Genomic DNA, 26,990 nt, shown 5'->3' on the forward strand with positions numbered 1-26,990 from the left:
CCACCCGCATAAATCACTCTATGAACCTGCCCATCCCCGCAGACAGTGCACTGAGCGGCTTCCACCCCGCCGTCAGCGCCTGGTTCAATCACACCTTTCCCGCGGTCACCGCCGCCCAGGCCAGGGCGTGGCCGTTGATTCGCCAGCGCCGCTCGACGTTGATCGCGGCGCCCACCGGTTCCGGCAAGACCCTCACCGCCTTCCTCGCCGTCATCGACGACCTGGTGCATCGCGGCCTGGAAAGCCCTGAAGGCTTGCCCGACGCAACCCTGGTGGTCTACATCTCGCCACTCAAGGCACTGTCCAACGACATCCGCATCAACCTGCAAAACCCGCTCGCCGGCATCACCGAACAATTGCGCCTGATGGGCCTGCCGCCATTGCAGATCACCACCGCCGTGCGCACTGGCGATACGCCGCAAAAAGACCGCACGGCGATGCGCAAAACCGCGCCGCACATTCTGGTGACCACCCCGGAATCGCTCTACGTGCTGCTCGGGTCCGATTCCGGCCGACAAATGCTCCGCTCCACGCGCACGGTCATCGTCGACGAAATCCACGCCATCGCCGCCAGCAAACGCGGCAGTCACCTGGCCTTGAGCCTCGAACGCTTGCAGGCGCTGTGCGCCGAGCCGTTGGTGCGCATCGGCCTGTCGGCCACGCAGAAACCCATCGACGCTGTCTCGCGCTTTCTCGCAGGCCGCGACCGTCCCTGCGAAATCGTCGACATCGGCCACGCCCGCCCACGGGATCTGGACATCGAAGTGCCGCCCGTGCCGTTGTCGGCAGTGATGGCCAATGATGTCTGGGAGCTGGTCTACGACCGCCTCGCCGCCCTCGCCCGAGAACATCGCACCACGCTGATTTTCGTCAACACCCGACGCCTGGCCGAACGCTTGAGCCGACACCTGAGCGAGCGCCTGGGCAAGGACGCCGTGGCCGCCCACCACGGCAGCCTGGCCAAGGCGTTTCGCCTCGACGCCGAGCAGCGGCTCAAGCGCGGCGAGTTGCAAGTGCTGATCGCCACGGCATCGCTAGAACTGGGTATCGATATCGGCGATGTCGACCTGGTGTGCCAAATCGCCTCGCCGCGTTCGATCTCCGGGTTTCTGCAAAGGGTTGGCCGCTCCGGACACCAGGTGGGCGGCACGCCCAAGGGTCGTTTGTTCGCCACCACTCGCGACGACCTGATCGAATGCGCCGCATTGCTGGACTGCGTCCGCCGGGGCGAACTCGATACGTTATTGATTCCCGTGGCACCACTGGACGTTCTGGCGCAACAGATCATCGCCGAAGTCAGCTGTCAGGAATGGCAGGAGCAGGCGTTGCTGGAGATGCTGCGCCGCGCTTCGCCCTACGCCGAACTCGACGACAAACACTATCAGGCACTGCTGCACATGCTGGCCGAAGGCTACAACGGCCGTCAGGGTATCCGCAGCGCTTACCTGCACCGCGACGCCGTCACCCGCAGCCTGCGCGGGCGCCGTGGCGCGAAGCTGACGGCGGTGACCAGCGGCGGGACTATTCCGGACAACGCCGACTACAGCGTGCTGCTCGAACCCCAAGGGCTGAACATCGGCAGCGTCAACGAAGACTTCGCCGTGGAAAGCATCGCCGGGGATATCTTTCAGCTGGGCAATACGTCCTATCGCATCCTGCGCGTGGATACCGGCAAAGTGCGGGTCGAAGATGCACAGGGCCAGCCGTCGACCATTCCGTTCTGGCTCGGCGAGGCGCCGGGACGCAGTGCCGAATTGTCGGTGGCCGTCGCCCGTCTGCAAGCGCATCTCGATGAGTTGCTGGGCGCCACGCCGGGCAACTTGCAACCGAGTCTCGACTGGCTGACGGACACCCTCGGCCTGAACCTGGCCAGCGCCGGGCAATTGGTCGAATACCTCGCCCGGGCGCGCCAGACCCTCGGCGCCCTGCCATCGCAAGATACGCTGCTGATGGAGCGTTTTTTCGACGAGTCCGGCGGCACGCAATTAATCATTCACAGCCCGTTCGGCAGCCGCATTAACCGCGCCTGGGGCCTGGCCCTGCGCAAGCGTTTCTGCCGTACCTTCAACTTCGAACTGCAGGCCGCCGCCAGCGAAGATGCCATCGTACTGTCGCTGTCCACCAGCCACAGCTTTGAGCTGGACGACGTCTGGCGCTACCTGCACAGCAACAGTGCCGAGCACCTCCTGATTCAAGCGGTACTCGACGCACCGTTGTTCGGCGTGCGCTGGCGCTGGAATGCCGGGGTCGCCCTGGGCCTGCCGCGCTACAGCGGCGGACGTAAAGTAGCGCCACAAATCCAGCGAATGAAAAGTGAAGACCTGATCGCCAGCGTGTTTCCCGACCAGATCGCCTGCGTGGAAAACCTCGCCGGCGAGCGGGAAATTCCCGACCATCCGCTGGTGGAACAAACCCTCGACGATTGCCTGCACGAAGCCATGGACTGCGAAGGCTGGCTGGCCTTGCTGCGGCGCATGGAGCGCGGCGACGTTCGCCTGATCAGCCGCGACTTGCCGGCGCCCTCGCCGCTGGCGGCAGAAATCCTCAGCGCTCGCCCCTACACCTTTCTCGACGACGCGCCGCTTGAGGAGCGCCGCACGCAGGCGGTGCTCAACCGACGCTGGAGCGATCCGCAATCCACCGACGACCTCGGCGCGCTGGATGCCGAGGCGATTGTCGCCGTGGGCGAAGAAGCCTGGCCTGCACCCTCTAATGTCGATGAGATGCACGAGGCATTGATGAGCCTGGCGTGCATCACCGACACCGAGGCCCGGGCCAATCCGCACGGGCTCGACTGGCTGCAAACCCTGGCCGACAGCGGGCGTGCCTGCCAGATCAATCGTGCCCTGTGGCTGCCACGGGAACGCCTGAACTGCCTGCGGGCAGTCTATCCACAGGCCGAGATGAGGCCGGAGCTGGAAGCGTTGCCGGGTTTTGATGCCCCCTGGGAAGTGGACGACGCCGTACGGGAAGTGATGCGTGCGCGGCTCAGTGCTTTCGGCCCGTTGCCGCTGAAAGCGATTGCCGAACCGCTCGGGTTACCGACGATTCAAGTCAACCAGGCCTTGGCGCAACTGGAGCGCGAAGGTTACGTGCTGCGAGGCCGATTCACCCCGGGCTGCGCCGAAGAAGAGTGGTGCGAACGGCACCTGCTCGCGCGAATTCACCGCTACACGGTCAAGCGTTTGCGGCGGGAAATCGAGCCCGTGGCGTTGCAGGATTTCATGCGGTTTCTGTTCGACTGGCAGCATCTGTCCAGCACGGCCCAAGGTCAGGGCAATGCGGTGTTGCCGGCGATCATCGCGCAATTCGAAGGCTACCCCGCCGCCGCATCAGCCTGGGACAGCGACATCCTCCCGGCGCGCATCAAGGACTATTCGCCGACCTGGCTCGATGAGCTGTGCCGCAACGGCAAACTGGTGTGGACCCGCCTGACCGCGCCCAACAAGAGCGCCGGTACCGCCCTGCGCAGTACGCCCATTGTGTTGTTGCCGCGCAACCGGGTCGGGCTCTGGAGCGAGTTGACCGAGCAAACGCCGGTCAGCGAGCTGTCGCCGAAAACACAAAAGGTCCACGCGGCCCTTAGCCAACAGGGCGCACTGTTTTTTGACGAGCTGACTCATGAAGCACACCTGCTGCGCTCGGAACTGGAAATCGCCTTGCAGGAATTGGTCGGCGCCGGGCTGGTGAACGCTGACAGCTTTGCCGGTCTGCGGGCGTTGATCACTCCGGCCAGTAAACGGCAGAACCGCAGCAGCCGACGCGGGCGCGGGGCCTTTGTCGGGGGGATGGATGACGCCGGGCGCTGGGCGTTGCTCAGGCGTGGTGTCGCTGCGCCGGTTGTGGATAATCCGCGTCCGGCAGCAATACCCGCCGAGACCCTGGAACACATCGCCATGACCTTGTTGCGTCGCTATGGCGTGGTGTTCTGGCGATTGCTTGAGCGGGAGGCAGATTGGTTACCGAGCTGGCGGGAATTGCTGCGCACTTTCCATCGCCTGGAAGCCCGGGGCGAGATTCGTGGCGGGCGGTTTGTCAGTGGCCTGGCGGGCGAGCAATTTGCGTTGCCTGAGGCCATACCGTTGCTGCGCGAAGTCCGGCGCCGGCCCCATGACGGGAGCTTGATTGCGGTGTGCGGGGTTGATCCGCTGAACCTGGCCGGCACGCTGCTGCCTGGCGTGAAAGTCCCGGCGCTGGTGAGTAATCGATTGGTGTATCGCGATGGGTTGCCGGTGGCGGCGCAGATTGCGGGCAAGCAGGTTTTTTGGATGGAACTGGATCAGTCGGTCAGTGCCGAGATCAGTAACAGGCTGATCCGGTATTGATGTTGTCTGGGCCGGCCGCTTCGCGCTATCGCCCGCAAGCCGGCGCCTGCAGGCCTTGTGGCAACCTCAGAAACGCATGCCGTTCATAGCCCCACCGAAACTTTCGTCGCCGCCCCGCAGTCAGCAAAAGAAGGCGGCACTCAGACGGGAGGCGACATGGCGGTGATTCACATCGGAATTTCAGGTTGGCGCTACACGCCCTGGCGGGAGGATTTCAACCCAGAGGGCTTACCCCAGAAGCGCAGTCTGCTCACCGCTCCCGGCCAACCCGTGGTCGAAGGAGTGATGCCATGAGCCTGTCCGAACCGATCGGCGTCACGGACGAGCAAGCGTCCGTCAACACTGCCGTTCACCGCTTTACCGTACTGACGGTCAACACGCACAAGGGTTTCACGGCATTGAATCGGCGTTTCATTTTGCCGGAGTTGCGTGAAGCGGTGCGCAGCGTCTCTGCTGACGTGGTGTTTTTGCAGGAAGTCCACGGCACTCATGAACAGCACCCAAAGCGCTACAGCAATTGGCCGGCGATGCCGCAGTACGAGTTTCTCGCCGACACGCTGTGGCCGCAGTTTGCCTACGGACGCAATGCGGTTTATCCGGCGGGCGATCACGGCAATGCGCTGCTGTCGAAATTCCAGATCGTTCGCCACGACAACCTCGACGTCTCTATCAGTGGTCATGAGAACCGCGGCATCCTGCATTGCGTACTGCGTCTGCCCGGCGACGGGCCGGAGGTCCACGCGATCTGCGTTCACCTGGGCCTGCGTGAAGCCCACCGCAATGAACAACTCAACCTGCTCGCCCGGCGCCTGGCGGAGCTGCCCAGTGAGGCGCCAGTGATCGTCGCCGGCGACTTCAACGATTGGCGCCAGCGCGCCGATGGCCTGCTCAAACCCTGCGGACTGCACGAGGTGTTCGCCCAGCATCACGGCAAACCGGCGCGCAGTTTTCCCGCACGTCTGCCGGCCCTGCGCCTGGATCGCATCTACGTGCGCAACCTCAAGGCCAGCCGTCCGCAAGTGCTGACGACCCGGCCCTGGTCTCACCTTTCGGATCACGCACCGCTCTCGGTGGAGATCGAGCTATGAGCATCCCGTCGATGGAAAAAACTACGCTGGAAACGATTGCCGCGCCGCCCATGAGTGCGCCGACGGCGGTCGACGTCGAGTACGGCTGGCAAGGCAACAACCGGGTCGAACTGCTGGAAAACGGCGAAGCCTATTTCCCCCGGGTGTTCGAGGCGATGCGCCAGGCCAAAACCGAAATCCTCCTGGAAACGTTCATTGTCTTTGAGGACAAGGTCGGCGATGAATTGAAGGAGGTGCTCATCGAAGCCGCTCAACGGGGCGTGCGCGTCACTGCCAGTTTCGATGGGTTTGGTTGCGGCGAACTGAGCACCGCTTATCTCACCGCCCTGAGCGGTGCCGGCGTGCACTTGCAAATGTTCGACCCGGCGCCCAAGCGCCTGGGCATTCGCACCAATTGGTTCCGGCGCCTGCACCGCAAGATCGTGGTCGTCGACGGGACGATCGCGTTCATCGGCGGGATCAATTTTTCAGCTGACCATTTGGCCGACTTCGGCCCCGAGGCGAAGCAGGATTATTCGGTTGAAGTAGAAGGCCCGGCAGTGGCCGACATTCATCACTTCGCCCTGCTGCAATGCGGTCGCCCGGCGCGTGCCAAATATTGGTGGCAACGCCGACGACAACGGCGCTCGGAACTGGCCGTGACCGATCACGATGGCCAGGTGCGTTTGGTGTACCGCGACAACGCCGAGCACTCGACCGACATCGAGGAGGTTTACCGCCTGGCGTTGCGCACGGCGCAGCGGCGCGTGGTCATCGCCAACGCGTACTTTTTTCCCGGCTACCGGTTGCTGCGGGAAATCCGCAACGCATCTCGACGCGGCGTTGAAGTGCGCCTGATTCTGCAGGGTCAGCCGGACATGCTGGTGGCCAAACTGGCCGCGCGGATGACCTACGATTACCTGCTCAAGTCCGGGGTGAAAATTTTCGAATACTGCGACCGGCCACTGCACGGCAAAGTCGCGCTGGTGGACGAAGACTGGAGCACCGTCGGCTCCAGCAACCTGGACCCGTTGAGCCTGTCGATGAACCTGGAGGCGAACGTATTGATCCGCGACCGAGCGTTCAACCGTGACCTGTTCGAACGGCTCGAAGTACTCGCCGATCACCATTGCAAGGCCATGTCGGTAGACAAGGCCCCGCGCGGGCGCATCTGGCACATGACCGTGGGTTTCCTGGTGTTCCACTTCCTGCGGCATTTCCCGGCCTGGGCCGGGTGGCTGCCCGCACATAAACCACGTCTGAAAACGTTCACCCCACCGACCGGGAGCGATCAACATGAGCCGCAGTGAAGCACACGCGGCGCCCCACGCCGATCAACCGGCCAAGTCGCGTCTGGGCCGCTGGAAAAGGCCGCTGACCCTGCTGTTTTTTCTGGCACTGATTGTCCTGTTGACGATGTTTGCCCAGCGCATCGAATGGGCCGAAGTGCTCGAGACTCTGGCAGATTTCAAAGTGCGCACCTTGATCATCGCGTCGAGCCTGACCTTGGTGAGTTTTCTGGTGTATGCCTGTTTCGACCTGATCGGCCGCACTTACATCCGTCAGGACCTGACGTGGAAACAGATCCTGCCGGTGGGGATCATCAGCTATGCGTTCAACCTCAACCTGAGCGCCTGGGTGGGTGGCATCGCCATGCGTTATCGCCTGTATTCGCGGCTTGGAGTGAGCAAAGCCAACATTGCGAAAATCCTCGGCCTGAGCCTGGCGACCAACTGGTTCGGCTACATGCTGATCGCTGGCGTGGTGTTCAGCAGTGGGCTGGTGCGGATGCCGCCAGGCTGGCAACTGAGCAGTGGTGCTCTGCAAGCGGTGGGCGTGCTCCTGCTGTTGGTGAGCGCCGGGTATCTGGCGGCGTGCCAGTTCTCCAGGCGGCGGGAATGGTCGATTCGCGGCGTGGAAATCAATCTGCCCTCGCTGCGCATGGCGATCCTGCAACTGGCCCTCGGTGCCCTGAACTGGTCACTGATGGCGGCGGTGATTTTCACTTTGCTGCCGAGCAAACTGGACTATCCGTTGGTGTTGGGTGTGTTGCTGATCAGCGCCATTGCCGGGGTCATCACCCACATTCCCGCCGGGCTCGGCGTGCTCGAGGCAGTGTTCGTCGCGTTGCTGCAACACGAGGCTTCACGGGGGAGTCTGGTGGCGGGGTTGCTGGCGTATCGGGCGATCTATTTTCTATTGCCGCTGTTGATCACGCTGGTGATGTATCTGCTGGTGGAGGCCAAGGCCAAGTCGTTGCGGATATCGAAGAAACCCAAATGATGAGCAGTGCCTGATCTGCGGCCTTCGCGAGCCGGCTCGCTGCCACACGGGGTCAGTGGTGAACTCAAGATCGACAGACACCGCCGAGCCCTTGTGGGAGCGAGCCTGCTGGCGAAGGTGCCCAAAAGAACACCAGAAAATCACTTGGACTGAATAATGCTCAACCGCTCACCCACCACCATTTCCGTGATCCAGTCCACGAGGATCGAGGTGTAGGCCTGCTGTGAAACGGGATCACTCAACGCATGATCGGCCCCGTCGATAATTCGGTGGGTCAACGAGTGCGTCTGCTGGCACGCCGCGCGGTAACTCATGATGGTCGCGTGAGGCACGTAATCATCGGTTTCCGATTCCACCAACAGCACATCCCCGGTGAACTCCGAGCACGCATGCAAGGCGCGATTGCTCTCGGCGCGCACCAGCGTACTGCGGTAATCGCGCAGGTCGAGCTTGTCCAGATCCCGTTTTGGCGTGTGCCATTTATCGTCGCGATACAGCGCCGGTACCCGCAGCGCCAGCCATCGCACGGGGCGCAACGACGTCAGGATAGAGGCCAGGTAGCCGCCGTAACTGGTGCCCACCACGGCAATGGCCGACGTATCCAGCGCCGGGTGCGCCAGCAAGCGGTCATAGGCCGCCAGCAGGTCACGCAGATTATCTTCACGGGTCACCCGGGACAGGGGAATGCCGGTGCCGCCGGTGTGGCCGCGCAGGTCGAACGTCAGGCAGACACACCCCAGGCCAGCGATGCCCTTGGCCCGCTCCAGATCCCGTTCCTGACTACCCCCCCAACCGTGCACAAACAGCACGCCGGGAACCTTCGATTTGGGACTGAGGAACGTCCCGCTCATTTGTTCATCGTCGATGTCGATTTGAATGCTTTCGCTTCTAGCCGTCATAGGATTTGACCGTTACGTACTTGAGAAGAAATTCACTGTCGTGCGCAGGCCCCCGGTACACCTCGATGGCATCCGCGGGCAACGGCTGGTCGATGTAGGTCTCCACCGAGGACACACCAATGGCGCGCATTCCCGGGTCATTGAAGAAGGCCTGTAACGCCGCCACTTCGGCGCTGCTGGCACCGCCCATGCGCCAGGATTGTTCGAGCACGCCGCTGCGCTGCTTGCCGTCGCTGGCCATTCCCTGGACGATGTCGTAGTTGCGCCGTGAGGCATAGAACGCGGGATAGGCTTCATCAGCGGCGCTGTCGAACACCTGCGCTTGATGAATTGCCAGCTGCACATCCTCCGGCAAGTCCAGTTTCAGCAGCTCGTCATAGTCGCCCTGCACCACCAGCAGATTGGAACCACCATAGACCTCTTCGCCGTGGGCGTCTTTGGTCAAGTATTGATCACCGCAATAACTCAGCACTTTGTCGCCGATAAAACTCTGACCGACGCTGTGGGTGATCACCTGGCCCAGGTCCTGCTCCAGCACGACACCTTCGGCGAACAATGCGTTGGCTTCGGGGCGCGCGAGCACCTCGTCAAATTCATCGAGACTGCTGATCACTTCCTGACCGCGCCCGGCGCATGCATGAATGGGCTTTAGACGGATGGGCCCGGTGTACAGCAAATGCTCCGCCGCCGGCCGTGCATCTTCGAAAGAGAACACACTGAGGCCGTCGAGCACCACACTGCGCACTCGTTCGGAAAACAGCGGCGCCCAGCCTTGCGGCGCATGGGCGTGATGGTTCAACAAACCGTGGCTGATGGCTTTGGTGCAGATGAAATCATGCTCGACATACCCGCCCCATAAATCTTCCGGCCCCTTGACGCCCAATTGCCGAGCGGCCGCGGCGCCCACCAGCGTTTGGGTTGGCAGCAGATAAAGATCGCGACCATCATGCTGTTGCGGGTCGTAGCTGCCACCGAATTTGAGCCCAAGTATTTGCGCCAGCCAGCGGGCCAATGCGCGGTTGGTTTCGACTTCATGCAGCGGCGCATCGGCGTGCACTGAGTGAGCGACCACCAGTTTCTTGCGGTTGGGTGGGGTCATGCATCCCCCTTTCAATCGTCGCTTGATGAATGTAGTGGTGGAGGTGCAGAGATCAGGCCAACCGCAGCGGTTGAAAAAGGGTTTTCCAATCAGTCGCTTGCAGAGTCGATGATAGCAGGACGCCTGCTTTATTCTGCACGACCGCTACTCCCCTTCCTGCAATTTGCACGATTGTCGGGTGCACGCGCTTCTACAGGCGATCTGTGGTGATGCCTCTATCGAGCCGCGACACTCGGCGTCACTCCAAACCGCGTCCGGTAATCACTCGGCGCCAGCCCGGTAATTTTCTTGAACGTCGAACGGAACGCCCCCGGATCCTGATAGCCCACGGTCCAGGCAATGTGATCGATGGTGCCATTGGTGAACTCAAGCATTTCCCGGGCCTTGCCGACGCGCAAATGCTGGCAGTATTCGGTGGGTTTGAGCCCCGTGGCCGCGCGAAACCGGCGCAAAAACGTGCGTTCCTCCAACCCGGCCCGCTCAGCCATCGTCGACAGCGAAACGTCGGTGGCCCCGGTGCTTTGCAGCCAGTGCTGGACCTTGAGGATCGAGCCGTCGCCATGGTTGAGGATCGGCGCAAAGTTGCTGCCGCATTCGCTGGCACTGTCGCTGTGTTCGACCACCAGAAAACGCGCGGTGCCCGTGGCAATGCTCGGCCCGAGCAGGCGATCCACCAGTCGCAGGCCCAGCTCGGACCAGGCCATCAGCCCGGCGGTGGTGATCAGGTCACCATCGTCGACAATCGGCGTGTCGGCCTTGAGCTTGATCGCCGGATAGCGCTCGGCAAAGCTCTTGGCCGAGGTCCAGTGGGTCGTGGCGCTGCGACCGTCGAGCAGACCACTTTCGGCCAACAGCAACGAACCCACGCAGACACCGCCGAGGGTCGCGCCGCTGGCATGTTGTTGGCGAAGCCAGCCCAGCAATGTTTGCGGTGCCTGGCCTTCGGAGAACCCGGCGATCGACGGCGGAATCATCACCGCCACCAATGCGCGGTCGGTGCCGGGGTGGCTGTCGTAGACCCGCACCGGCGCCTGATCACCCTCGACCTGCCAATGGCTGACGCGCAACAACGGCAAATGCGTGGCCTGATGCTCCTCGGCGATCCGGTTGGCTACCCCGAACAGGTCCGTCAACCCATGCACCGCCGCCATTTGCGCGCCGGGATAGATCAACACACCCAGCTCGGCGATTGCCCTTTGTGCATCCATTGTCAGTTTTCCCCTTTCTATTGTCGGTGCGGCCAATCCACGAAAGGCCTGCCAACGCCAATACTTCATTCCACACCCAAACCGCACTTCGAGGAAACAGTCATGGCCAAGCAAGCACTCATCGTAGTTGATATCCAAAACGACTACTTCCCACAAGGCAAGTGGCCGCTGGTCGGCGCTGATGCCGCCGCCGACAACGCTGTTCGCCTGCTCAAGGCCTTTCGCGAAGCCGGTGATTCAGTGGTGCACATCCGTCACGAATTCAACTCCGAGGACGCACCGTTTTTCACCCCGAATTCCGAAGGCGCCAAGCTTCACCCTAAAGTCCTCAACCAAGCCAACGAGCCCGTGGTGCTCAAGCACTTCGTCAACTCGTTCCGCGAAACCGAACTGCAGTCCATCCTCGACGAGCGAGGCATCAAGGAACTGGTGGTCGTTGGCAGCATGAGCCATATGTGTATCGATGGCATCACCCGCGCCGGCAACGACCTCGGCTACAGCGTCACGGTGATCCACGATGCGTGTGCCTCCCGGGACCTGGAGTTCAACGGCACAACTGTCCCGGCAGCCCATGTGCACGCTGCCTTCATGTCGGCCCTGGGCTTTGCCTATGCCAGCGTGGTGTCCACCGACGAGTTCCTCGCCCGTTAATTGAGCGCTTGCCAAGGGCTAGCCCGCATCAAAAAAGCAAAAGCCCATGGCCGCAATGCCATGGGCTTTTTACCGGTGAGTCTGGACGATCTGCATCGAACGCAATACTGCCAGAACCCTGAAAAGTCATGCCGAAGCCAACAATGTCCCCTCTCCCAACGCATCCGCGCAAGAGTGTTGCTTTCACCCCATGCCATTTTCAAGACAACTCACTGGAAGCCTGAACAATGAACAGCACGACTATAAGCACTGACAGCCTGACGAAAAAAACTCTCGGTCTCACCACCATGGCGATCGGGACCTACGGCATCTACTTCGCCCTCGCCGTTATCTACTTCTGGTTCGGCGGTATGAAATTCACCCACTACGAAGCACAGGGGCTGGTGCCGCTGGTGAGTAACAGCCCGTTCCTGGGGTGGGTCTATCAGCTTTTCAGTGTCGACCTGTTTTCCAGTTTGCTGGGTGTCCTGGAGGTTTCGATCGGCGTACTGATTGCCGGTCGCTTGCTCTCGCCAAAGCTTTCATTGATCGGCGGGGTTCTGTCAGCCGGGCTGTTTTTCACCACCCTGAGCTTCATGTTCTCGACCCCCGGCGTGATTGAGCCCGGCCTTGGTTTCCCGGCCATCACAGTCGCACCAGGCCAGTTCCTGCTCAAGGACATCGGTTTGCTAGCCGCCTCCCTGTTCGTGGCAGGCCATTCGCTGACCAAACTGGAAACCGCTTGAGCTGACCCCTTCATCCGCCAATGGCCTGAATCAGTTCACGGGCTCAGGTCATCGCCGTCTTCGACAAATACCGCCCCCTCAACGGTCAGTGATTTCATCCAGTCCCGTGGACTGCAGCCGGTCTTGCGACGAAAGGCACGGGCAAGCGCCGATGGACTTTCATAGCCCACCTCATCGGCGATCAGCGTGATCGGCCGCCCCTCCCGCAGACGCTTCTGCGCCAGACTGATCCGCCAGCTCAACAAATAATCCAGCGGGGTTTGTCCCAGGACCGCACGAAAATGCACTGCGTAAGCGGCGCGGGACATGTTCGATTCGTCCGCCAGTTCGGCCACGGACCAAGGCCGTTGAGGCTCGTTGTGCATCTTCATCAGCGACCGCGCCAGGCGCACGTCGGCCAATCCAGCCATCATCCCGGTACTCAACTGCTGATGGTCGAGCAAATGCCGGAACAGCAGGATGATCAACAGTTCGAACAGGCGATCAAGTACCGCCTCCCGGCCACAATGCCCACCCGAAGCCTCACTGAACAGCCATCTCAAGGTGTCCGCCAGCTGTGGCAGCTCATCCAGGGGCAGCACCAGCAGATCCGGAAGCGAAGCACATATCGGATTACTGACGCCGCCATCAAACAGCATCGACGCGCACAACATTTGAGCACCTTCAGCCTCACTGGCGATGAGCTGGTGACGACTCGGGCGCGGCAGGAAAATCAGGCTGGGGCGAACCAGCAACAAGTCACTTTTGCCAGGCCCTTTGAGCGTGACAGTGCCACCTTGCAACAAATGAATAAGACCGCGTTGATCGGCCCCATCATAGGAAGACACTCCGCACAGCTTGCCGCTGTAAAACAGGTTTGCGCGTACGCCGAACTGTGACAACAACGTGGAAAGGCGATCCATGGGCAACTCTTCACAGGAACTACATCTGAAGGAGAGTATCACCGCACGTAGAAGCTTGGTCAGGCCTGGACCCCGGCAAAATTTGCCAGGTTAAAAAACAAAAAACCCGGCATCCATCAGGAGGCCGGGCTTTTCAGGTTCTATTCCGGGTTGCAGGAATCAGAACGGTTCTATTCACCAAAAAAGCGTCAACAAAAAATTTTCACTTATAAATCAGTAAACTAGAAATCCGGCACGGATCAGCTTCAGAGAAGCGTAAACATAAACAGGATTGAAGGGCGGGTTGTTTACATTTTCCTGATTCAGCACATCGCTCTGCTAGTCCGCAGCCGGGCCGAGGCCCAGTCAGGCTGTCAGGTCTGGACGGTCCTCGACAACCAAGATGCGCTCATGCCCGCCAAGTCCCTGACCTGCTCAGCTGCACGGTAGGCCACGAGATCCGGTTGACACGCCTGTCAACTGCAGGCAAGATTATCTCAACAGCGCCTGATCCTATGTTGCCGGCTTGACCGGCATTACGGTCAGGCCTTCTTGTTTCTGGAACATGGAAGTTGAACCAGCCCATCCCTCCCAAGCCGTTCCTCGCCTACGTTGATCTTGTCGCGCTACTAGCCAGCCGCGGCATGAACATTGTCGACGTAAACGCAGCTGAGCGAGAGATCGCCCGACTGGGCTACTACCGTTTGAGCGGTTTCTGGTACCCAGCTCGTAGATTCGCCCGGGATGGCGCAGGCAATAAAGTCAGTTGCCCACAAACCAATAAGCCAGTTCGCCTGGAAGACTTCCAGCCAGGGACTCGATTCGACAGAGCCGTTGAGCTTTACAAATTTGATAAAGCGCTTCGCTTGCTCATGCTCGATGCAATTGAGTCGATCGAGGTCCACCTCAAGACCGTCGTAGCGCACGAACTAGGCCGAAACAATGAGATGGCGTATACCTCGGCTTCCTACATAGAGCCGAAATGGACAATCGTCAATCGTGGCTATGCCAATAGCAAATGGGATAGCTGGACGATTCGTGAACAAAAGAAACAAGCCGAGTGTCATGAGGAGTGCTTCACATCTCATCGGTTGAAGAATCGCTCTGTGCCGTTCTGGGTGGCTGTTGAAGCTTGGGACTTCGGTACACTGTCTCTTTACTACCAGATGCTCAAGCGTAAACCCCAGGGGTGGATCCTGGCGAGGCTGGGGCTTCACGATGTCAAAGCATTCATCAGCTGGCTCAAGGAATTGAACACCCTCCGCAATCGGTGTGCCCATCACACCCGCATTTGGAACCAATCGTCGAGCAACCTTATTGCTTTACCGAATGGTAGCCCTTACTTCCAAGCCCTAAACCTGAATGCGAATGCGCTAAAGCGCCTGTACGGCCTTATCGCGGTGATCTGGCTGTTGCTCCAACGGATTGAACCTGGTAGCCAGTGGATCCGACAGATCGCTGACTTGATTGACTCCAAACCCGCGATCCCCGGATGCACATTCGTTGCAATGGGTTTCCCCAACGAGGCTGGCTTCCCACGCCACTTCTTTGGGATCTAGCGAACCATCCCCATCTGTAAACAATAAAAAAGCGAAGCCAAATCAATGGCTTCGCTTCTAATGTTTACGGTTCTGAAAAAGCTACACTTCAAAACGGGATATCGTCATCAAAGCTGTCGAAATCCGGAGCCGGTTGCGGTGCAGCCTGTTGTGGGGCTGGACGCTGTGGCTGTTGTTGCGGTGCAGGGCGTGGAGCCTGCTGGCGCGGAGCGGATTGCTGGTAGTTATTGCCGCCGCCCTGGCCTTGCTGGTCGCCCTGAGGACGGCCGCCCAGCAATTGCATGGTGCCTTGCATGTCCACCACGATTTCAGTGGTGTAACGCTTGATACCGTCTTTTTCCCACTCGCGGGTCTGCAGTTTGCCTTCGATGTAAACCTGCGAACCCTTGCGCAGGTACTCGCCAGCAATTTCGGCAACTTTGCCGAACATCGACACACGGTGCCATTCGGTCTTTTCGACTTTCTGACCGGTTTGCTTGTCGGTCCATTGCTCGCTGGTCGCCAGACTCAGGTTGGTCACGGCGTTGCCGTTCGGCAGGTAGCGAACTTCAGGATCCTGGCCACAAGTGCCGACCAATATGACTTTGTTAACCCCACGGGCCATTACGTTCTCCTAGGCTACGCACGCTGCCCCGGCCGGGTTGTTCACCAGGCTCTCAAGGGTGGTGCGATCCAATAGTTCGGTGTCCAATTTGATGTAAATGGCCGCTTCATCAGCGACTATCACTGCATCTGTTACCCCTACGACGGCCTTCAGGCGCTCGACCAGACCCGCTTCGCGGATCGCCTCGGGCGACAACGGCAAGCGCAGGCTCGTCACGTAGGGAGGTTCACGCATGGTAACAGCAAAGACCAGCCAAAGTGCAGCCAGCCCGGCGCAACCGAGGAACACAACCGACAAACCGCCATGCTGGAACAACCAGCCGCCGAGGATACCGCCCAGTGCCGATCCGAGGAACTGACTGGTGGAATAAACCCCCATCGCCGTGCCTTTGCCGCCTGCCGGTGAAACCTTGCTGATCAGCGACGGCAACGAGGCTTCCAGCAGATTGAACGCGGTGAAGAACACCACGGTACCCATCACCAGAGCCCGCAAGCTATCGCCGAACTGCCAGAAGAATAGCTCAGTGAGCATCAGCGTCACGACGGCGCCGAGCAAAACTCGTTTCATTTTGCGTCGTTTCTCGCCGTAGATGATGAACGGAATCATGGCGAAGAAGGAAATCAACAGCGCGGTCAGATAAACCCACCAATGCTGCTCCTTGGGCAGCCCAGCCTTTTCCACCAACGCCAGCGGCAAGGCAACGAAGCTCGACATCAGCATCGCGTGCAAAACGAAAATGCCCAGGTCCAGACGCAGCAGGTCCGGGTGCTTGAGGGTCGGAATCAAAGCCTGGCGCGCCACGCCGGACTCGCGGTGCTGTAAAGGCCCGGTGGAGCGCGGCACCATGAACATCACGATCACGATGCCGAACAGCGCCATGCCGCCCGTGGCGAGAAACAGCCCGGACAGGCCGAAAGCGCTGGTCAACAAGGGCCCGACCACCATGGCGACGGCGAACGACAATCCGATGGTCATGCCGATCATGGCCATGGCCTTGGTCCGGTGCTGCTCGCGGGTCAGGTCCGACAGCAACGCCATGACCGCCGCGGAAATCGCCCCGGCGCCCTGCAGGATGCGTCCGGCGATCACGCCCCAGATCGAATCGGCGTTGGCCGCCACCACGCTGCCGACGGCAAAGACGATCAGCCCCAGGTAAATCACCGGACGACGGCCGATACGGTCGGAAATGAAACCAAACGGAATCTGGAAAATCGCCTGGGTCAGGCCATAAGCGCCAATCGCCAACCCGATCAGGGCGGGGGTCGCGCCTGCCAGGTCCATGCCATAGGTCGCCAATACCGGCAACACCATGAACATGCCAAGCATACGGAAGGCGAACACCAGGGCCAGACCGCTCGCCGCGCGGGTCTCGCTGCCACTCATGCGTTCGCTGTGGGGATCGTGCATGGAAAAACCTCATGTGAACCGGCGGCGATTCTACCAGTCCCATCGATTGGCAGGGTATATCGCGACGCTTTGCCGCGTGTAGATGACAGAGCTTTCATGTAAGCCTGCAATGACATCATTCGATAGTGTGCATCCATCCAGTATTTGGCCGTATACTCCTACGTTTTCGACGCCCGCCAAGCGAGGCCACTTTGGACAAGATCCTGATTCGTGGGGCTCGAACCCACAACCTGAAGAATATCGACCTGACCCTGCCACGGGACAAGCTGATCGTCATCACCGGCCTCTCGGGCTCCGGCAAGTCGTCTCTTGCTTTCGACACTTTGTACGCCGAAGGTCAGCGCCGTTACGTCGAATCCCTGTCGGCCTATGCCCGCCAGTTTCTGTCGATGATGGAAAAACCCGACGTCGACACCATCGAAGGCCTGTCGCCAGCGATTTCCATCGAACAGAAATCGACCTCGCACAACCCGCGTTCGACCGTCGGCACCATCACCGAAATCTACGACTACCTGCGCTTGCTGTATGCCCGCGTGGGTATTCCGCGCTGCCCGGATCACGATATTCCGCTGGAAGCGCAGACTGTCAGCCAGATGGTCGACCTTGTCCTGGCGCAACCGGAGGGCAGCAAACTGATGTTGCTGGCCCCGGTGATCCGCGAACGTAAAGGCGAACACCTGTCGGTCTTCGAAGAGCTGCGCGCCCAAGGCTTTGTTCGCGCCCGGATCAACGGCAAGCTTTACGAGCTGGACGAAGCGCCCAAGCTCGACAAGCAGAAAAAACACACCATTGATGTGGTAGTCGACCGGTTCAAAGTCCGTACCGACCTGCAGCAACGTCTGGCCGAATCCTTCGAGACCGCCCTGAAGCTGGCGGACGGCATTGCCCTGGTGGCACCGATGGACGACGAGCCCGGCGAAGAGATGATCTTCTCCGCGCGCTTCGCCTGTCCGATTTGCGGCCACGCCATCAGCGAACTTGAACCCAAACTGTTTTCCTTCAACAACCCGGCAGGCGCTTGCCCGACCTGCGATGGCCTGGGCGTGAAGCAGTTCTTCGACATCAAGCGGCTGGTCAATGGCGAGCTCACGCTTGCCGAAGGCGCTATTCGCGGCTGGGACCGGCGCAACGTCTATTACTTCCAGATGCTCGGTTCGCTGGCGTCACATTTCAAGTTCAGCCTAGAAGTGCCGTTCAACGAGCTGCCGGCCGATCAGCAGAAACAAATCCTGCACGGCAGTGGTTCGCAAAACGTCGACTTCAAATACCTGAACGACCGTGGCGATATCGTCAAACGCTCGCACCCGTTCGAAGGCATCGTGCCGAACCTGGAGCGTCGCTACCGCGAAACCGAGTCTGCTTCGGTGCGTGAAGAGCTGGCCAAGTTCCTCAGTACCCAGTCATGCCCGGACTGCCGCGGCACCCGCTTGCGTCGTGAGGCGCGGCACGTGTGGGTCGGCGAGAAAACGTTGCCGGCGGTCACCAATTTGCCGATCGGCGATGCCTGCGATTATTTTGGCGGACTGAAACTGACCGGTCGTCGCGGTGAAATCGCCGACAAGATCCTCAAGGAAATCCGCGAACGCCTGCAATTTCTGGTCAACGTCGGGCTCGACTACCTGTCGCTTGACCGTAGCGCGGACACCCTGTCCGGTGGCGAAGCCCAGCGTATTCGCCTGGCCAGCCAGATCGGCGCGGGCCTGGTGGGCGTTCTGTACATCCTCGACGAACCCTCGATCGGCCTTCACCAACGTGATAACGACCGACTGCTCGGCACCCTCAAGCACCTGCGTGACATCGGCAACACAGTAATCGTCGTCGAGCACGACGAAGATGCGATCCGTCTGGCCGACTACGTGGTGGATATCGGCCCAGGGGCTGGAGTGCACGGCGGTCATATCGTCGCCGAAGGCACGCCGGCCGAAGTCATGGCGCACCCTGACTCCCTGACCGGCAAGTACTTGTCGGGCCGGGTGAAAATCCAGGTGCCCGCCAAACGCACGCCCCGCAACAAGAAGCTGACGTTGTCGCTCAAGGGCGCCCGCGGCAACAATTTGCGCAACGTCGACCTGGAAATTCCAATCGGCCTGCTGACCTGTGTCACCGGTGTGTCTGGCTCGGGTAAGTCAACGCTGATCAACAACACGCTCTTCCCGCTGAGCGCCACGGCTCTGAATGGCGCGACAACGCTGGAAGCCGCCCCCCATGACAGCATCAAGGGCCTGGAGCATCTGGATAAGGTCGTCGACATCGACCAAAGCCCGATTGGCCGTACACCGCGCTCCAACCCGGCGACCTACACCGGATTGTTCACGCCGATCCGCGAACTGTTCGCCGGCGTGCCGGAATCACGTTCACGCGGTTATGGCCCAGGGCGCTTCTCGTTCAACGTCAAGGGCGGCCGCTGTGAGGCCTGCCAGGGCGATGGCTTGATCAAGGTAGAAATGCACTTTCTGCCCGACATCTATGTGCCTTGCGACGTGTGCAAAAGCAAGCGCTACAACCGTGAAACCCTTGAGATCAAGTACAAGGGCAAGAACATCCACGAAACCCTCGAGATGACCATCGAGGAAGCACGTGAGTTCTTCGATGCGGTGCCGGCGCTGGCGCGCAAGCTGCAAACACTGATGGACGTCGGCCTCTCGTACATCAAGCTCGGACAATCGGCGACCACGCTGTCCGGTGGCGAAGCTCAACGGGTGAAACTGTCCCGCGAGCTTTCCAAGCGCGATACCGGCAAGACCCTGTACATCCTCGACGAGCCAACCACCGGTTTGCACTTCGCGGACATCCAGCAACTGCTCGATGTACTGCACAGACTGCGCGACCACGGCAACACGGTCGTCGTGATCGAGCACAACCTGGACGTGATCAAGACTGCCGACTGGTTGGTCGATCTTGGGCCGGAAGGCGGTTCCAAGGGCGGCCAGATCATCGCAGTGGGTACACCGGAAGAAGTGGCCGATATGAAGCAATCTCATACCGGCTTTTACCTCAAGCCACTGCTGGAACGCGACAGGGCCTAAATTCGGCTCGCAAAAAAGCCCCTATCACTTCATCAGTGACAGGGGCTTTTTTATATCCGTTGTGCAATCAAGTGTGTGATTGCAGGTAGTTCTCGAGGCCGATCAATTTGATCAGACCCAACTGCTTTTCCAGCCAATAGGTGTGATCTTCTTCAGTGTCATTGAGCTGAATACGCAAGATTTCGCGACTGACGTAATCCTTGTGCTGCTCGCAGAGTTCAATGCCTTTGCACAGTGCGGCGCGGACTTTGTACTCAAGACGCAAATCCGCCTCGAGCATCTCCGGTACGGTTGTACCGACATCAAGATCGTCCGGACGCATGCGTGGCGTACCTTCGAGCATCAGGATGCGACGCATCAAAGCATCAGCATGACCTGCTTCTTCTTCCATCTCGTGGTTGATACGTTCGTAGAGCTTGGTGAAACCCCAGTCCTCATACATCCGCGAATGGACGAAATATTGATCACGCGCTGCCAGCTCGCCGGTCAGCAACGTGTTGAGGTAATCGATAACGTCTGGGTGGCCTTGCATCGCCCTACATCTCCCTGCTTGAAAGACTGTAGTTTGAACCACGAAGGAGGATTGGTCACTCCGTTTACGCGATAAAAGCGAAGATATTCTGAGAAAAGTGGTTGAAATAACGCAAAAACCGCCCAATCAAGGGCGGTTCTGCTTCTCATTTAGACTTCGTTAAGCTGTACGTTGAGCAGCTTTGCGATTGCTTCTCCATACGCCGGGTCAGCCTTGAAGAAATGCTGCAGCTGACGGTCGACCACATCACTTGATACGCCCGCCATCGCTCCAGCGATATTGCTGACCAGCAGGTTTTTCTGCTCATCGCTCATCAACCGGAACAGCGCACCGGCGTGACTGTAGTAGTCGGTATCCTCACGATGATCGTAGCGATCAGCAGCGCCGCTCAACGCCAATGCAGGCTCGGCGTAGCGAGGTGCCTGTTTAGGCGACTCCATGTAGCTGTTTGGCTCGTAGTTCGGAGCTGCACCGCCATTGCTCCCAAACGCCATCGAACCATCGCGCTGATAAGTGTTTAGCGGACTACGAGGCGCATTCACCGGCAGTTGCTGGTGATTAGTGCCTATACGGTAGCGGTGCGCATCCGCATAGGCGAAAACACGCCCCTGCAGCATGCGATCTGGCGACAGGCCTACACCCGGCACCATATTGCTAGGGCCGAAAGCGGCTTGCTCAACTTCAGCGAAGTAATTGAGCGGGTTGCGATTGAGTTCCAGCACGCCGACTTCGATCAGCGGAAACTCTTTCTGCGACCAGGTCTTGGTGACATCAAACGGGTTTTCATAATGAGCCGCAGCCTGGGCTTCGGTCATGATCTGGATGCACACGCTCCATTTCGGGAAGTCACCGCGCTCGATAGCCTCAAACAGGTCGCGCTGAGCGTAATCCGGATCCGTACCCGCCAGGCGCGCAGCATCTGCCGGTGCCAGGTTCTTGATCCCTTGCTGGGTCTTGTAGTGCCACTTGACCCAATGACGCTCGCCGCTGGCATTAATCAGGCTATAAGTGTGACTACCAAAGCCGTGCATGTGGCGGTAACCATCAGGAATGCCACGATCTGAAAACAGGATCGTGACCTGATGCAGTGCTTCCGGAGAGTGCGACCAGAAGTCCCACATCGCCTGAGCGCTTTTGAGGTTGCTCTGCGGCAGACGTTTTTGCGTGTGGATAAAGTCAGGGAATTTCAGCGGATCACGAATGAAGAAAACGGGCGTGTTATTGCCAACAATGTCCCAGTTGCCTTCTTCGGTGTAGAACTTCAAGGCAAAGCCGCGGGGATCGCGCTCAGTGTCCGCGGAACCACGCTCACCACCCACGGTGGAGAAACGCAGAAACGTCGGAGTTTGCTTGCCTACAGACTCGAAGAGTTTGGCGCTGGTGTATTGAGTGACATCACGCGTAACGGTAAAAGTCCCGTAAGCACCCGAGCCTTTGGCATGTACCCGGCGCTCGGGGATGTTTTCGCGGTTAAAGTGGGCGAGCTTTTCGATCAGATGAAAATCGTCGAGCAGCAACGGGCCACGTGGGCCGGCGGAGCGAGAATTCTGGTTGTCGGCGACAGGAGCGCCGCTGGCGGTGGTAAGCGTTTTATTTTGGCTCATGCGATCTCTTCCTTTGTCGGTCTGAACTGCCGACTAATCGGCTGAGAAGAAGTATCAATGATCAAGATGACATCTTCTAATTCATTGACTGTTACCAATCGATAGAAAAAACCTAACCGGTCTTCCAGCGATCAATCCGTCTGGCGAACTTTTCGAGCGCGCACAAAAAACCGGGCACTAGGCCCGGTTTTTTGTTTCAGACTGACGTCTTACTCGGCAGATACAGCTTCGCCAGCAGTAGCACGATCAACCAACTCGACGTACGCCATAGGCGCGTTGTCGCCAGCGCGGAAACCGCACTTGAGGATGCGCAGGTAGCCACCCTCACGGGTAGCGTAACGCTTGCCCAGGTCGTTGAAGAGCTTACCAACGATAGCTTTCGAACGAGTACGGTCGAAAGCCAGACGGCGGTTAGCAACGCTATCTGTCTTGGCCAAAGTGATCAGCGGCTCGGCAACGCGGCGCAGTTCTTTAGCTTTTGGCAGAGTAGTTTTGATCAGCTCGTGCTCGAACAGCGACACCGCCATGTTTTGGAACATGGCCTTGCGGTGCGAGCTGGTGCGGCTCAGGTGACGACCACTTTTACGATGACGCATGGTTCATTCCTTACCAAACACTACGTTCGGTGATTACGACGATCAGGCAGTCGCCTTGTCGTCCTTCTTAAGACTTGCAGGCGGCCAGTTGTCGAGGCGCATGCCGAGGGACAGACCGCGGGAGGCCAGAACGTCCTTGATTTCAGTCAAGGATTTCTTGCCCAGGTTCGGAGTCTTCAACAGTTCTACTTCGGTACGCTGAATCAGGTCGCCGATGTAGTAAATGTTTTCCGCCTTAAGGCAGTTAGCCGAACGTACAGTCAGTTCCAGATCGTCAACCGGGCGAAGCAGGATCGGATCGATCTCGTCTTCCTGCTCGACAACCACTGGCTCACTGTCACCTTTGAGGTCGACGAACGCAGCCAACTGCTGTTGCAGGATGGTTGCAGCGCGGCGGATAGCCTCTTCAGGATCCAGAGTACCGTTGGTTTCCAGATCAATAACCAGCTTGTCCAGGTTGGTACGCTGCTCGACACGGGCGTTTTCCACCACGTATGCGATACGGCGAACCGGGCTGAACGAAGAGTCAAGCTGCAAGCGACCGATGCTGCGGCTTTCATCTTCATCGCTCTGACGCGAGTCGGCTGGTTCATAACCACGACCACGAGCTACTACGAGCTTCATGTTCAGGGCGCCGTTAGACGCCAGGTTAGCGATTACGTGATCGGGATTAACGATCTCGACATCATGATCCAGCTGAATATCGGCAGCGGTAACCACCCCCGAACCCTTCTTCGACAAGGTCAGCGTAACTTCGTCACGGCCGTGCAGCTTGATAGCCAGACCTTTAAGGTTCAACAGGATTTCAATTACGTCTTCCTGTACACCTTCGATGGCGCTGTACTCGTGGAGCACACCGTCAATCTCGGCCTCGACTACTGCACAGCCAGGCATTGAGGACAACAGGATGCGGCGCAGCGCGTTGCCCAGGGTGTGGCCAAAGCCACGCTCGAGAGGCTCGAGCGTGATCTTGGCGCGGGTTGGACTGACAACCTGCACATCAATGTGGCGGGGTGTCAGGAACTCATTTACCGAAATCTGCATGGATGCACCTATTTTCTAGCCCTTACTTGGAGTAGAGCTCGACAATCAGGCTTTCGTTGATGTCGGCGGACAGATCACTGCGAGCTGGAACGTTCTTGAAAACGCCCGACTTCTTCTCAGTGTCTACTTCTACCCATTCTACGCGGCCACGTTGGGCACACAGATCGAGAGCTTGGACAATGCGAAGTTGGTTTTTTGCTTTCTCGCGAACAGCAACCACGTCACCAGCACGAACCTGGTAGGACGGAACGTTAACGGTCTGACCGTTTACGCTGATCGACTTGTGCGATACCAGCTGACGGGATTCGGCACGAGTCGAACCAAAGCCCATACGGTATACAACGTTGTCCAGACGGCATTCGAGCAGTTGCAGCAGGTTTTCACCGGTTGCACCTTTCTTGCCAGCAGCTTCTTTGTAGTAGCCGCTGAATTGACGCTCGAGAACGCCGTAGATACGACGGACCTTCTGCTTTTCACGCAGTTGGGTGCCGTAATCGGACTGGCGACCGCGGCGTTGGCCGTGGATACCAGGTGCTGCTTCAATGTTGCACTTCGATTCGATCGCGCGCACGCCGCTCTTCAGGAAGAGATCGGTGCCTTCGCGACGAGCGAGTTTGCATTTTGGACCAATGTAACGAGCCATTCTTTACAATCTCCTGGATTACACGCGGCGCTTCTTCGGCGGACGGCACCCGTTGTGCGGGATTGGCGTCACGTCGGTGATGCTGGCGATCTTGTAGCCACAGCCGTTCAAAGCGCGGACTGCGGATTCACGACCTGGACCTGGACCTTTGACGTTAACGTCGAGGTTTTTCAGGCCGTATTCCAGCGCAGCTTGACCAGCACGTTCAGCCGCTACTTGAGCAGCGAACGGGGTGGACTTGCGGGAACCGCGGAAACCCGAACCACCGGAGGTAGCCCAGGAAAGAGCGTTACCTTGACGGTCGGTAATGGTCACGATGGTGTTGTTAAAAGATGCATGGATGTGGGCGATGCCATCAACCACTGTCTTTTTAACTTTTTTACGAGGACGAGCAGCAGGTTTTGCCATGATTAAATTCCTGTCGATTCGCTGGGGCGATTACTTGCGGATCGGCTTACGCGGACCTTTACGGGTACGCGCGTTGGTCTTGGTACGCTGACCGCGTACTGGAAGACCACGACGATGACGCAGACCGCGATAGCAACCGAGGTCCATCAAGCGCTTGATTTTCATGTTGATTTCGCGACGCAGGTCACCTTCAGTGGTGAACTTCGCCACTTCGCCACGCAGCTGTTCAATTTGCTCGTCGCTCAGATCTTTGATCTTTGCTGCTGGGTTTACCCCAGTTTCTGCACAAATTTTCTGTGCAGTAGTGCGACCAACACCATAGATGTAGGTCAGCGAGATAACAGTATGCTTGTTATCTGGAATGTTAACGCCTGCAATACGGGCCATTCAGTGGGACTCCAATTGACAGCTACCTACGCCCCGGAAGCCAAGAAATAGGGCGCGAGATAATATCGCTGTAATAACAAATAATCAACCCGGTAGCGCACTAGCTACCGGGCTTGAAGCACAATCACACTCAGCCTTGGCGCTGTTTGTGACGCGGTTCCGCGCTGCAAATTACTCGAACAACACCTTCGCGGCGAATAATCTTGCAGTTACGGCACAGCTTTTTCACCGATGCACGAACTTTCATCACCAACTCCTCGAACCTTATGGGTACTCAGCGCAACATGCCGCTGCCGTAACCCTTCAGGTTGGCTTTCTTCATCAGGGATTCGTACTGGTGCGAAACGAGGTGCGATTGTACTTGGGACATGAAGTCCATCACAACCACGACGACGATCAGCAACGAGGTCCCGCCAAGGTAGAACGGAACGTTGGCTGCAACCACCAGGAACTGGGGCAGCAGGCACACGGCCGTCATGTATAGAGCACCGAACATGGTCAAACGAGTCAGAACGCCATCAATGTAGCGCGCAGACTGCTCACCTGGACGGATGCCCGGAATAAAGGCACCGGACTTCTTCAGGTTTTCCGCTACGTCTTTCGGATTGAACATCAACGCCGTATAGAAGAAGCAGAAGAAAATAATCCCTGCACTAAACAGCAGAATATTCAACGGCTGACCAGGAGCGATCGACTGCGAGATGTCCTGCAACCAGCCCATACCTTCAGACTGACCGAACCAGGCACCCAACGAAGCCGGGAACAGCAAAATGCTGCTCGCGAAAATAGCCGGAATAACACCGGCCATATTCACCTTCAGCGGCAAGTGGCTAGTCTGCGCAGCAAACACCTTACGGCCTTGCTGACGCTTGGCGTAGTGAACAGCAATACGACGCTGACCACGCTCAATGAACACCACGAAACCGATAATCGCTACTGCCAGCAAACCGATGGCAACCAGGGCAAAGATGTTGATATCACCCTGACGCGCAGACTCGAAAGACTGCCCGATCGCTCTCGGAAGACCGGCGACGATACCTGCGAAAATCAACATCGAGATACCGTTGCCTACACCGCGCTCAGTGATCTGCTCACCCAGCCACATCATGAACATCGCACCAGCCACAAATGTGGTTACCGCAACGAAATGAAAGCTGAAGTCAGCAGTGAACGAAACGCCCTGCCCCGCCAAACCGATGGACATGCCAATGGCTTGAACGAGAGCGAGGACGACAGTGCCGTAGCGGGTGTACTGGCTGATCTTGCGACGGCCAGCTTCACCTTCCTTCTTCAACTGTTCCAGCTGCGGGCTGACGGCTGTCATCAGTTGCATGATGATCGATGCCGAAATGTACGGCATGATCCCCAGTGCAAAGATGCTCATCCGTTCCAGCGCGCCGCCGGAAAACATGTTGAACAAGCTAAGAATGGTCCCCTCATTCTGTCGAAACAGGTCCGCGAGTCGGTCCGGGTTGATACCTGGAACCGGGATGTGTGCGCCTATTCGGTAGACGATAATCGCCAGGAACAGAAAACGCAGACGAGCCCAAAGTTCAGACATACCGCCTTTGCCGAGCGCAGAGAGAGCACCTTGCTTAGCCATTTATTCCTCGAACTTGCCGCCAGCTGCTTCGATAGCCGCACGCGCACCTTTGGTGGCGCCGATTCCCTTGCCGATAGTGACAGCGCGAGTCACCTCACCGGACAGCATGATTTTCACACGCTGTACGTTGACGTTAATCACGTTGGCATCTTTCAGGGACTGCACGGTGACGATGTCGCCTTCTACTTTAGCCAGCTCGGACAGACGCACTTCTGCGCGGTCCATGGCTTTCAGGGAAACGAAACCGAACTTCGGCAGGCGACGATGCAGCGGCTGTTGACCGCCTTCAAAGCCTGGAGCAATGGTGCCACCGGAGCGGGAGGTTTGACCTTTGTGACCACGGCCACCAGTCTTACCCAAACCACTACCGATACCACGGCCCGGACGATGCTTTTCGCGACGGGAACCCGGCGCTGGACTCAGATCATTGAGTTTCATC

24 protein-coding genes and 1 pseudogene are annotated in these 26,990 nt (G+C 58.8%); 9 read left to right on the forward strand and 16 right to left on the reverse strand.

Translation table 11 applies throughout. The features are described 5' to 3' along the window. Positions 1–20 precede the first annotated feature (20 nt). The 5 genes and pseudogenes from BVK86_RS23320 (at position 21) to BVK86_RS23335 (ending at position 7,675) form a co-directional block, all read left to right on the forward strand. Complete coding sequence (locus BVK86_RS23320) at positions 21–4,325, forward strand: DEAD/DEAH box helicase (protein WP_075948661.1); 4,305 nt, start codon at positions 21–23, stop codon at positions 4,323–4,325. A 156-nt stretch (positions 4,326–4,481) separates the two neighbouring features. Next, a pseudogene (locus BVK86_RS29570) lies at positions 4,482–4,574 on the forward strand (DUF72 domain-containing protein); the annotation flags it as partial. A gap of 41 nt (positions 4,575–4,615) precedes the next feature. Next, on the forward strand, positions 4,616–5,413 hold the full coding sequence (locus BVK86_RS23325) for an endonuclease/exonuclease/phosphatase family protein (RefSeq protein WP_075948662.1): 798 nt from the start codon (positions 4,616–4,618) through the stop codon (positions 5,411–5,413). Beyond that, entirely contained in the window at positions 5,410–6,702 is a 1,293-nt protein-coding gene (gene clsB / locus BVK86_RS23330) for a cardiolipin synthase ClsB (protein WP_075948663.1), read from the forward strand. The genes BVK86_RS23325 and clsB overlap by 4 nt, the downstream gene beginning before the upstream one ends. Then, on the forward strand, positions 6,689–7,675 hold the full coding sequence (locus tag BVK86_RS23335; RefSeq protein ID WP_075948664.1) for a lysylphosphatidylglycerol synthase domain-containing protein: 987 nt from the start codon (positions 6,689–6,691) through the stop codon (positions 7,673–7,675). The genes clsB and BVK86_RS23335 overlap by 14 nt, the downstream gene beginning before the upstream one ends. Before the next feature lie 140 nt (positions 7,676–7,815). On the opposite strand, the gene BVK86_RS23345 is transcribed toward BVK86_RS23335, so the two are convergent. The 3 genes from BVK86_RS23345 to BVK86_RS23355 all read right to left on the reverse strand — a co-directional run bounded on the left by BVK86_RS23345 (position 7,816) and on the right by BVK86_RS23355 (position 10,881). Beyond that, the gene (locus BVK86_RS23345; protein ID WP_075948666.1) at positions 7,816–8,574 is read right to left on the reverse strand and encodes an alpha/beta hydrolase family protein; all 759 of its coding nucleotides are present in this window, start codon (positions 8,572–8,574) and stop codon (positions 7,816–7,818) included. Continuing rightward, positions 8,564–9,673, reverse strand: a complete 1,110-nt coding sequence (locus BVK86_RS23350; protein ID WP_075948667.1) for a DUF3182 family protein — start codon at positions 9,671–9,673, stop codon at positions 8,564–8,566. The genes BVK86_RS23345 and BVK86_RS23350 overlap by 11 nt, the downstream gene beginning before the upstream one ends. A 215-nt stretch (positions 9,674–9,888) precedes the next feature. Further along, positions 9,889–10,881: a GlxA family transcriptional regulator gene (locus BVK86_RS23355; protein WP_075948668.1), complete on the reverse strand. Its 993-nt coding sequence runs from the start codon at positions 10,879–10,881 to the stop codon at positions 9,889–9,891. Positions 10,882–10,983: 102 nt separating this feature from the next. Here BVK86_RS23355 and BVK86_RS23360 point away from each other — a divergent pair, with 102 nt between their 5' ends. After that, the gene (locus BVK86_RS23360) at positions 10,984–11,532 is read left to right on the forward strand and encodes a cysteine hydrolase family protein (protein WP_075948669.1); all 549 of its coding nucleotides are present in this window, start codon (positions 10,984–10,986) and stop codon (positions 11,530–11,532) included. A 227-nt stretch (positions 11,533–11,759) separates the two neighbouring features. Beyond that, positions 11,760–12,257 carry a YkgB family protein gene (locus BVK86_RS23365; RefSeq protein ID WP_075948670.1) on the forward strand — a complete coding sequence of 166 codons (498 nt, stop codon included), beginning with the start codon at positions 11,760–11,762 and terminating at the stop codon, positions 12,255–12,257. A gap of 35 nt (positions 12,258–12,292) precedes the next feature. On the opposite strand, the gene BVK86_RS23370 is transcribed toward BVK86_RS23365, so the two are convergent. Beyond that, complete coding sequence (locus tag BVK86_RS23370) at positions 12,293–13,159, reverse strand: AraC family transcriptional regulator (RefSeq protein WP_075948671.1); 867 nt, start codon at positions 13,157–13,159, stop codon at positions 12,293–12,295. A 551-nt stretch (positions 13,160–13,710) separates the two neighbouring features. Here BVK86_RS23370 and BVK86_RS23375 point away from each other — a divergent pair. Continuing rightward, positions 13,711–14,697 (forward strand): Abi family protein, encoded by a 987-nt coding sequence (locus BVK86_RS23375; RefSeq protein WP_075948672.1) that lies wholly within the window; start codon positions 13,711–13,713, stop codon positions 14,695–14,697. 88 nt (positions 14,698–14,785) lie between these two features. Here the strand turns inward: BVK86_RS23375 and BVK86_RS23380 are convergent, their stop codons facing one another. Together BVK86_RS23380 and BVK86_RS23385 are read right to left on the reverse strand one after the other, a co-directional pair. Continuing rightward, complete coding sequence (locus tag BVK86_RS23380; RefSeq protein WP_007970128.1) at positions 14,786–15,301, reverse strand: single-stranded DNA-binding protein; 516 nt, start codon at positions 15,299–15,301, stop codon at positions 14,786–14,788. Between the two features lie 9 nt (positions 15,302–15,310). Continuing rightward, complete coding sequence (locus tag BVK86_RS23385) at positions 15,311–16,708, reverse strand: MFS transporter (RefSeq protein ID WP_075948673.1); 1,398 nt, start codon at positions 16,706–16,708, stop codon at positions 15,311–15,313. Between the two features lie 191 nt (positions 16,709–16,899). Here BVK86_RS23385 and uvrA point away from each other — a divergent pair, with 191 nt between their 5' ends. After that, positions 16,900–19,734: an excinuclease ABC subunit UvrA gene (gene uvrA / locus BVK86_RS23390; RefSeq protein ID WP_075948674.1), complete on the forward strand. Its 2,835-nt coding sequence runs from the start codon at positions 16,900–16,902 to the stop codon at positions 19,732–19,734. A gap of 67 nt (positions 19,735–19,801) precedes the next feature. On the opposite strand, the gene bfr is transcribed toward uvrA, so the two are convergent. The 10 genes from bfr to rplO all read right to left on the reverse strand — a co-directional run bounded on the left by bfr (position 19,802) and on the right by rplO (position 26,989). Beyond that, positions 19,802–20,266, reverse strand: a complete 465-nt coding sequence (gene bfr / locus BVK86_RS23395) for a bacterioferritin (RefSeq protein WP_025109504.1) — start codon at positions 20,264–20,266, stop codon at positions 19,802–19,804. Between the two features lie 149 nt (positions 20,267–20,415). After that, positions 20,416–21,870, reverse strand: coding sequence for a catalase (locus BVK86_RS23400; RefSeq protein ID WP_075948675.1), 1,455 nt, complete (start codon positions 21,868–21,870; stop codon positions 20,416–20,418). Between the two features lie 209 nt (positions 21,871–22,079). Then, positions 22,080–22,466, reverse strand: a complete 387-nt coding sequence (rplQ, locus tag BVK86_RS23405) for a 50S ribosomal protein L17 (RefSeq protein ID WP_007970429.1) — start codon at positions 22,464–22,466, stop codon at positions 22,080–22,082. A 42-nt stretch (positions 22,467–22,508) separates the two neighbouring features. Then, the gene (locus BVK86_RS23410) at positions 22,509–23,510 is read right to left on the reverse strand and encodes a DNA-directed RNA polymerase subunit alpha (protein WP_007970428.1); all 1,002 of its coding nucleotides are present in this window, start codon (positions 23,508–23,510) and stop codon (positions 22,509–22,511) included. Between the two features lie 22 nt (positions 23,511–23,532). Then, entirely contained in the window at positions 23,533–24,153 is a 621-nt protein-coding gene (rpsD, locus tag BVK86_RS23415; RefSeq protein WP_003176404.1) for a 30S ribosomal protein S4, read from the reverse strand. 18 nt (positions 24,154–24,171) lie between these two features. Beyond that, entirely contained in the window at positions 24,172–24,561 is a 390-nt protein-coding gene (rpsK, locus tag BVK86_RS23420) for a 30S ribosomal protein S11 (RefSeq protein ID WP_002555466.1), read from the reverse strand. 30 nt (positions 24,562–24,591) lie between these two features. Beyond that, positions 24,592–24,948 (reverse strand): 30S ribosomal protein S13, encoded by a 357-nt coding sequence (gene rpsM, locus BVK86_RS23425; protein ID WP_009045849.1) that lies wholly within the window; start codon positions 24,946–24,948, stop codon positions 24,592–24,594. Between the two features lie 130 nt (positions 24,949–25,078). Next, positions 25,079–25,195, reverse strand: a complete 117-nt coding sequence (rpmJ, locus tag BVK86_RS23430; protein WP_002555468.1) for a 50S ribosomal protein L36 — start codon at positions 25,193–25,195, stop codon at positions 25,079–25,081. Between the two features lie 27 nt (positions 25,196–25,222). Continuing rightward, positions 25,223–26,551: a preprotein translocase subunit SecY gene (secY, locus tag BVK86_RS23435; RefSeq protein WP_015097035.1), complete on the reverse strand. Its 1,329-nt coding sequence runs from the start codon at positions 26,549–26,551 to the stop codon at positions 25,223–25,225. After that, a complete protein-coding gene (rplO, locus tag BVK86_RS23440) occupies positions 26,552–26,989 on the reverse strand; it encodes a 50S ribosomal protein L15 (RefSeq protein WP_003228720.1) in 438 nt (145 codons plus the stop codon). It lies immediately after the preceding gene. Position 26,990 lies beyond the last annotated feature (1 nt).

The organism is Pseudomonas reinekei (assembly GCF_001945365.1).
In the GTDB taxonomy this organism is placed as follows: Bacteria; Pseudomonadota; Gammaproteobacteria; order Pseudomonadales; family Pseudomonadaceae; genus Aquipseudomonas; species Aquipseudomonas reinekei.

Coding starts and splice junctions, on each gene's coding strand:
- BVK86_RS23320 (WP_075948661.1), top strand. CDS start 21: ATGAACCTGCCCATCCCCGCAGACAGTGCACTGAGCGGCTTCCACCCC.
- BVK86_RS23325 (WP_075948662.1), top strand. CDS start 4,616: ATGAGCCTGTCCGAACCGATCGGCGTCACGGACGAGCAAGCGTCCGTC.
- clsB (WP_075948663.1), top strand. CDS start 5,410: ATGAGCATCCCGTCGATGGAAAAAACTACGCTGGAAACGATTGCCGCG.
- BVK86_RS23335 (WP_075948664.1), top strand. CDS start 6,689: ATGAGCCGCAGTGAAGCACACGCGGCGCCCCACGCCGATCAACCGGCC.
- BVK86_RS23345 (WP_075948666.1), bottom strand. CDS start 8,574: ATGACGGCTAGAAGCGAAAGCATTCAAATCGACATCGACGATGAACAA.
- BVK86_RS23350 (WP_075948667.1), bottom strand. CDS start 9,673: ATGACCCCACCCAACCGCAAGAAACTGGTGGTCGCTCACTCAGTGCAC.
- BVK86_RS23355 (WP_075948668.1), bottom strand. CDS start 10,881: ATGGATGCACAAAGGGCAATCGCCGAGCTGGGTGTGTTGATCTATCCC.
- BVK86_RS23360 (WP_075948669.1), top strand. CDS start 10,984: ATGGCCAAGCAAGCACTCATCGTAGTTGATATCCAAAACGACTACTTC.
- BVK86_RS23365 (WP_075948670.1), top strand. CDS start 11,760: ATGAACAGCACGACTATAAGCACTGACAGCCTGACGAAAAAAACTCTC.
- BVK86_RS23370 (WP_075948671.1), bottom strand. CDS start 13,159: ATGGATCGCCTTTCCACGTTGTTGTCACAGTTCGGCGTACGCGCAAAC.
- BVK86_RS23380 (WP_007970128.1), bottom strand. CDS start 15,301: ATGGCCCGTGGGGTTAACAAAGTCATATTGGTCGGCACTTGTGGCCAG.
- BVK86_RS23385 (WP_075948673.1), bottom strand. CDS start 16,708: ATGCACGATCCCCACAGCGAACGCATGAGTGGCAGCGAGACCCGCGCG.
- bfr (WP_025109504.1), bottom strand. CDS start 20,266: ATGCAAGGCCACCCAGACGTTATCGATTACCTCAACACGTTGCTGACC.
- BVK86_RS23400 (WP_075948675.1), bottom strand. CDS start 21,870: ATGAGCCAAAATAAAACGCTTACCACCGCCAGCGGCGCTCCTGTCGCC.
- rplQ (WP_007970429.1), bottom strand. CDS start 22,466: ATGCGTCATCGTAAAAGTGGTCGTCACCTGAGCCGCACCAGCTCGCAC.
- BVK86_RS23410 (WP_007970428.1), bottom strand. CDS start 23,510: ATGCAGATTTCGGTAAATGAGTTCCTGACACCCCGCCACATTGATGTG.
- rpsD (WP_003176404.1), bottom strand. CDS start 24,153: ATGGCTCGTTACATTGGTCCAAAATGCAAACTCGCTCGTCGCGAAGGC.
- rpsK (WP_002555466.1), bottom strand. CDS start 24,561: ATGGCAAAACCTGCTGCTCGTCCTCGTAAAAAAGTTAAAAAGACAGTG.
- rpsM (WP_009045849.1), bottom strand. CDS start 24,948: ATGGCCCGTATTGCAGGCGTTAACATTCCAGATAACAAGCATACTGTT.
- rpmJ (WP_002555468.1), bottom strand. CDS start 25,195: ATGAAAGTTCGTGCATCGGTGAAAAAGCTGTGCCGTAACTGCAAGATT.
- secY (WP_015097035.1), bottom strand. CDS start 26,551: ATGGCTAAGCAAGGTGCTCTCTCTGCGCTCGGCAAAGGCGGTATGTCT.
- rplO (WP_003228720.1), bottom strand. CDS start 26,989: ATGAAACTCAATGATCTGAGTCCAGCGCCGGGTTCCCGTCGCGAAAAG.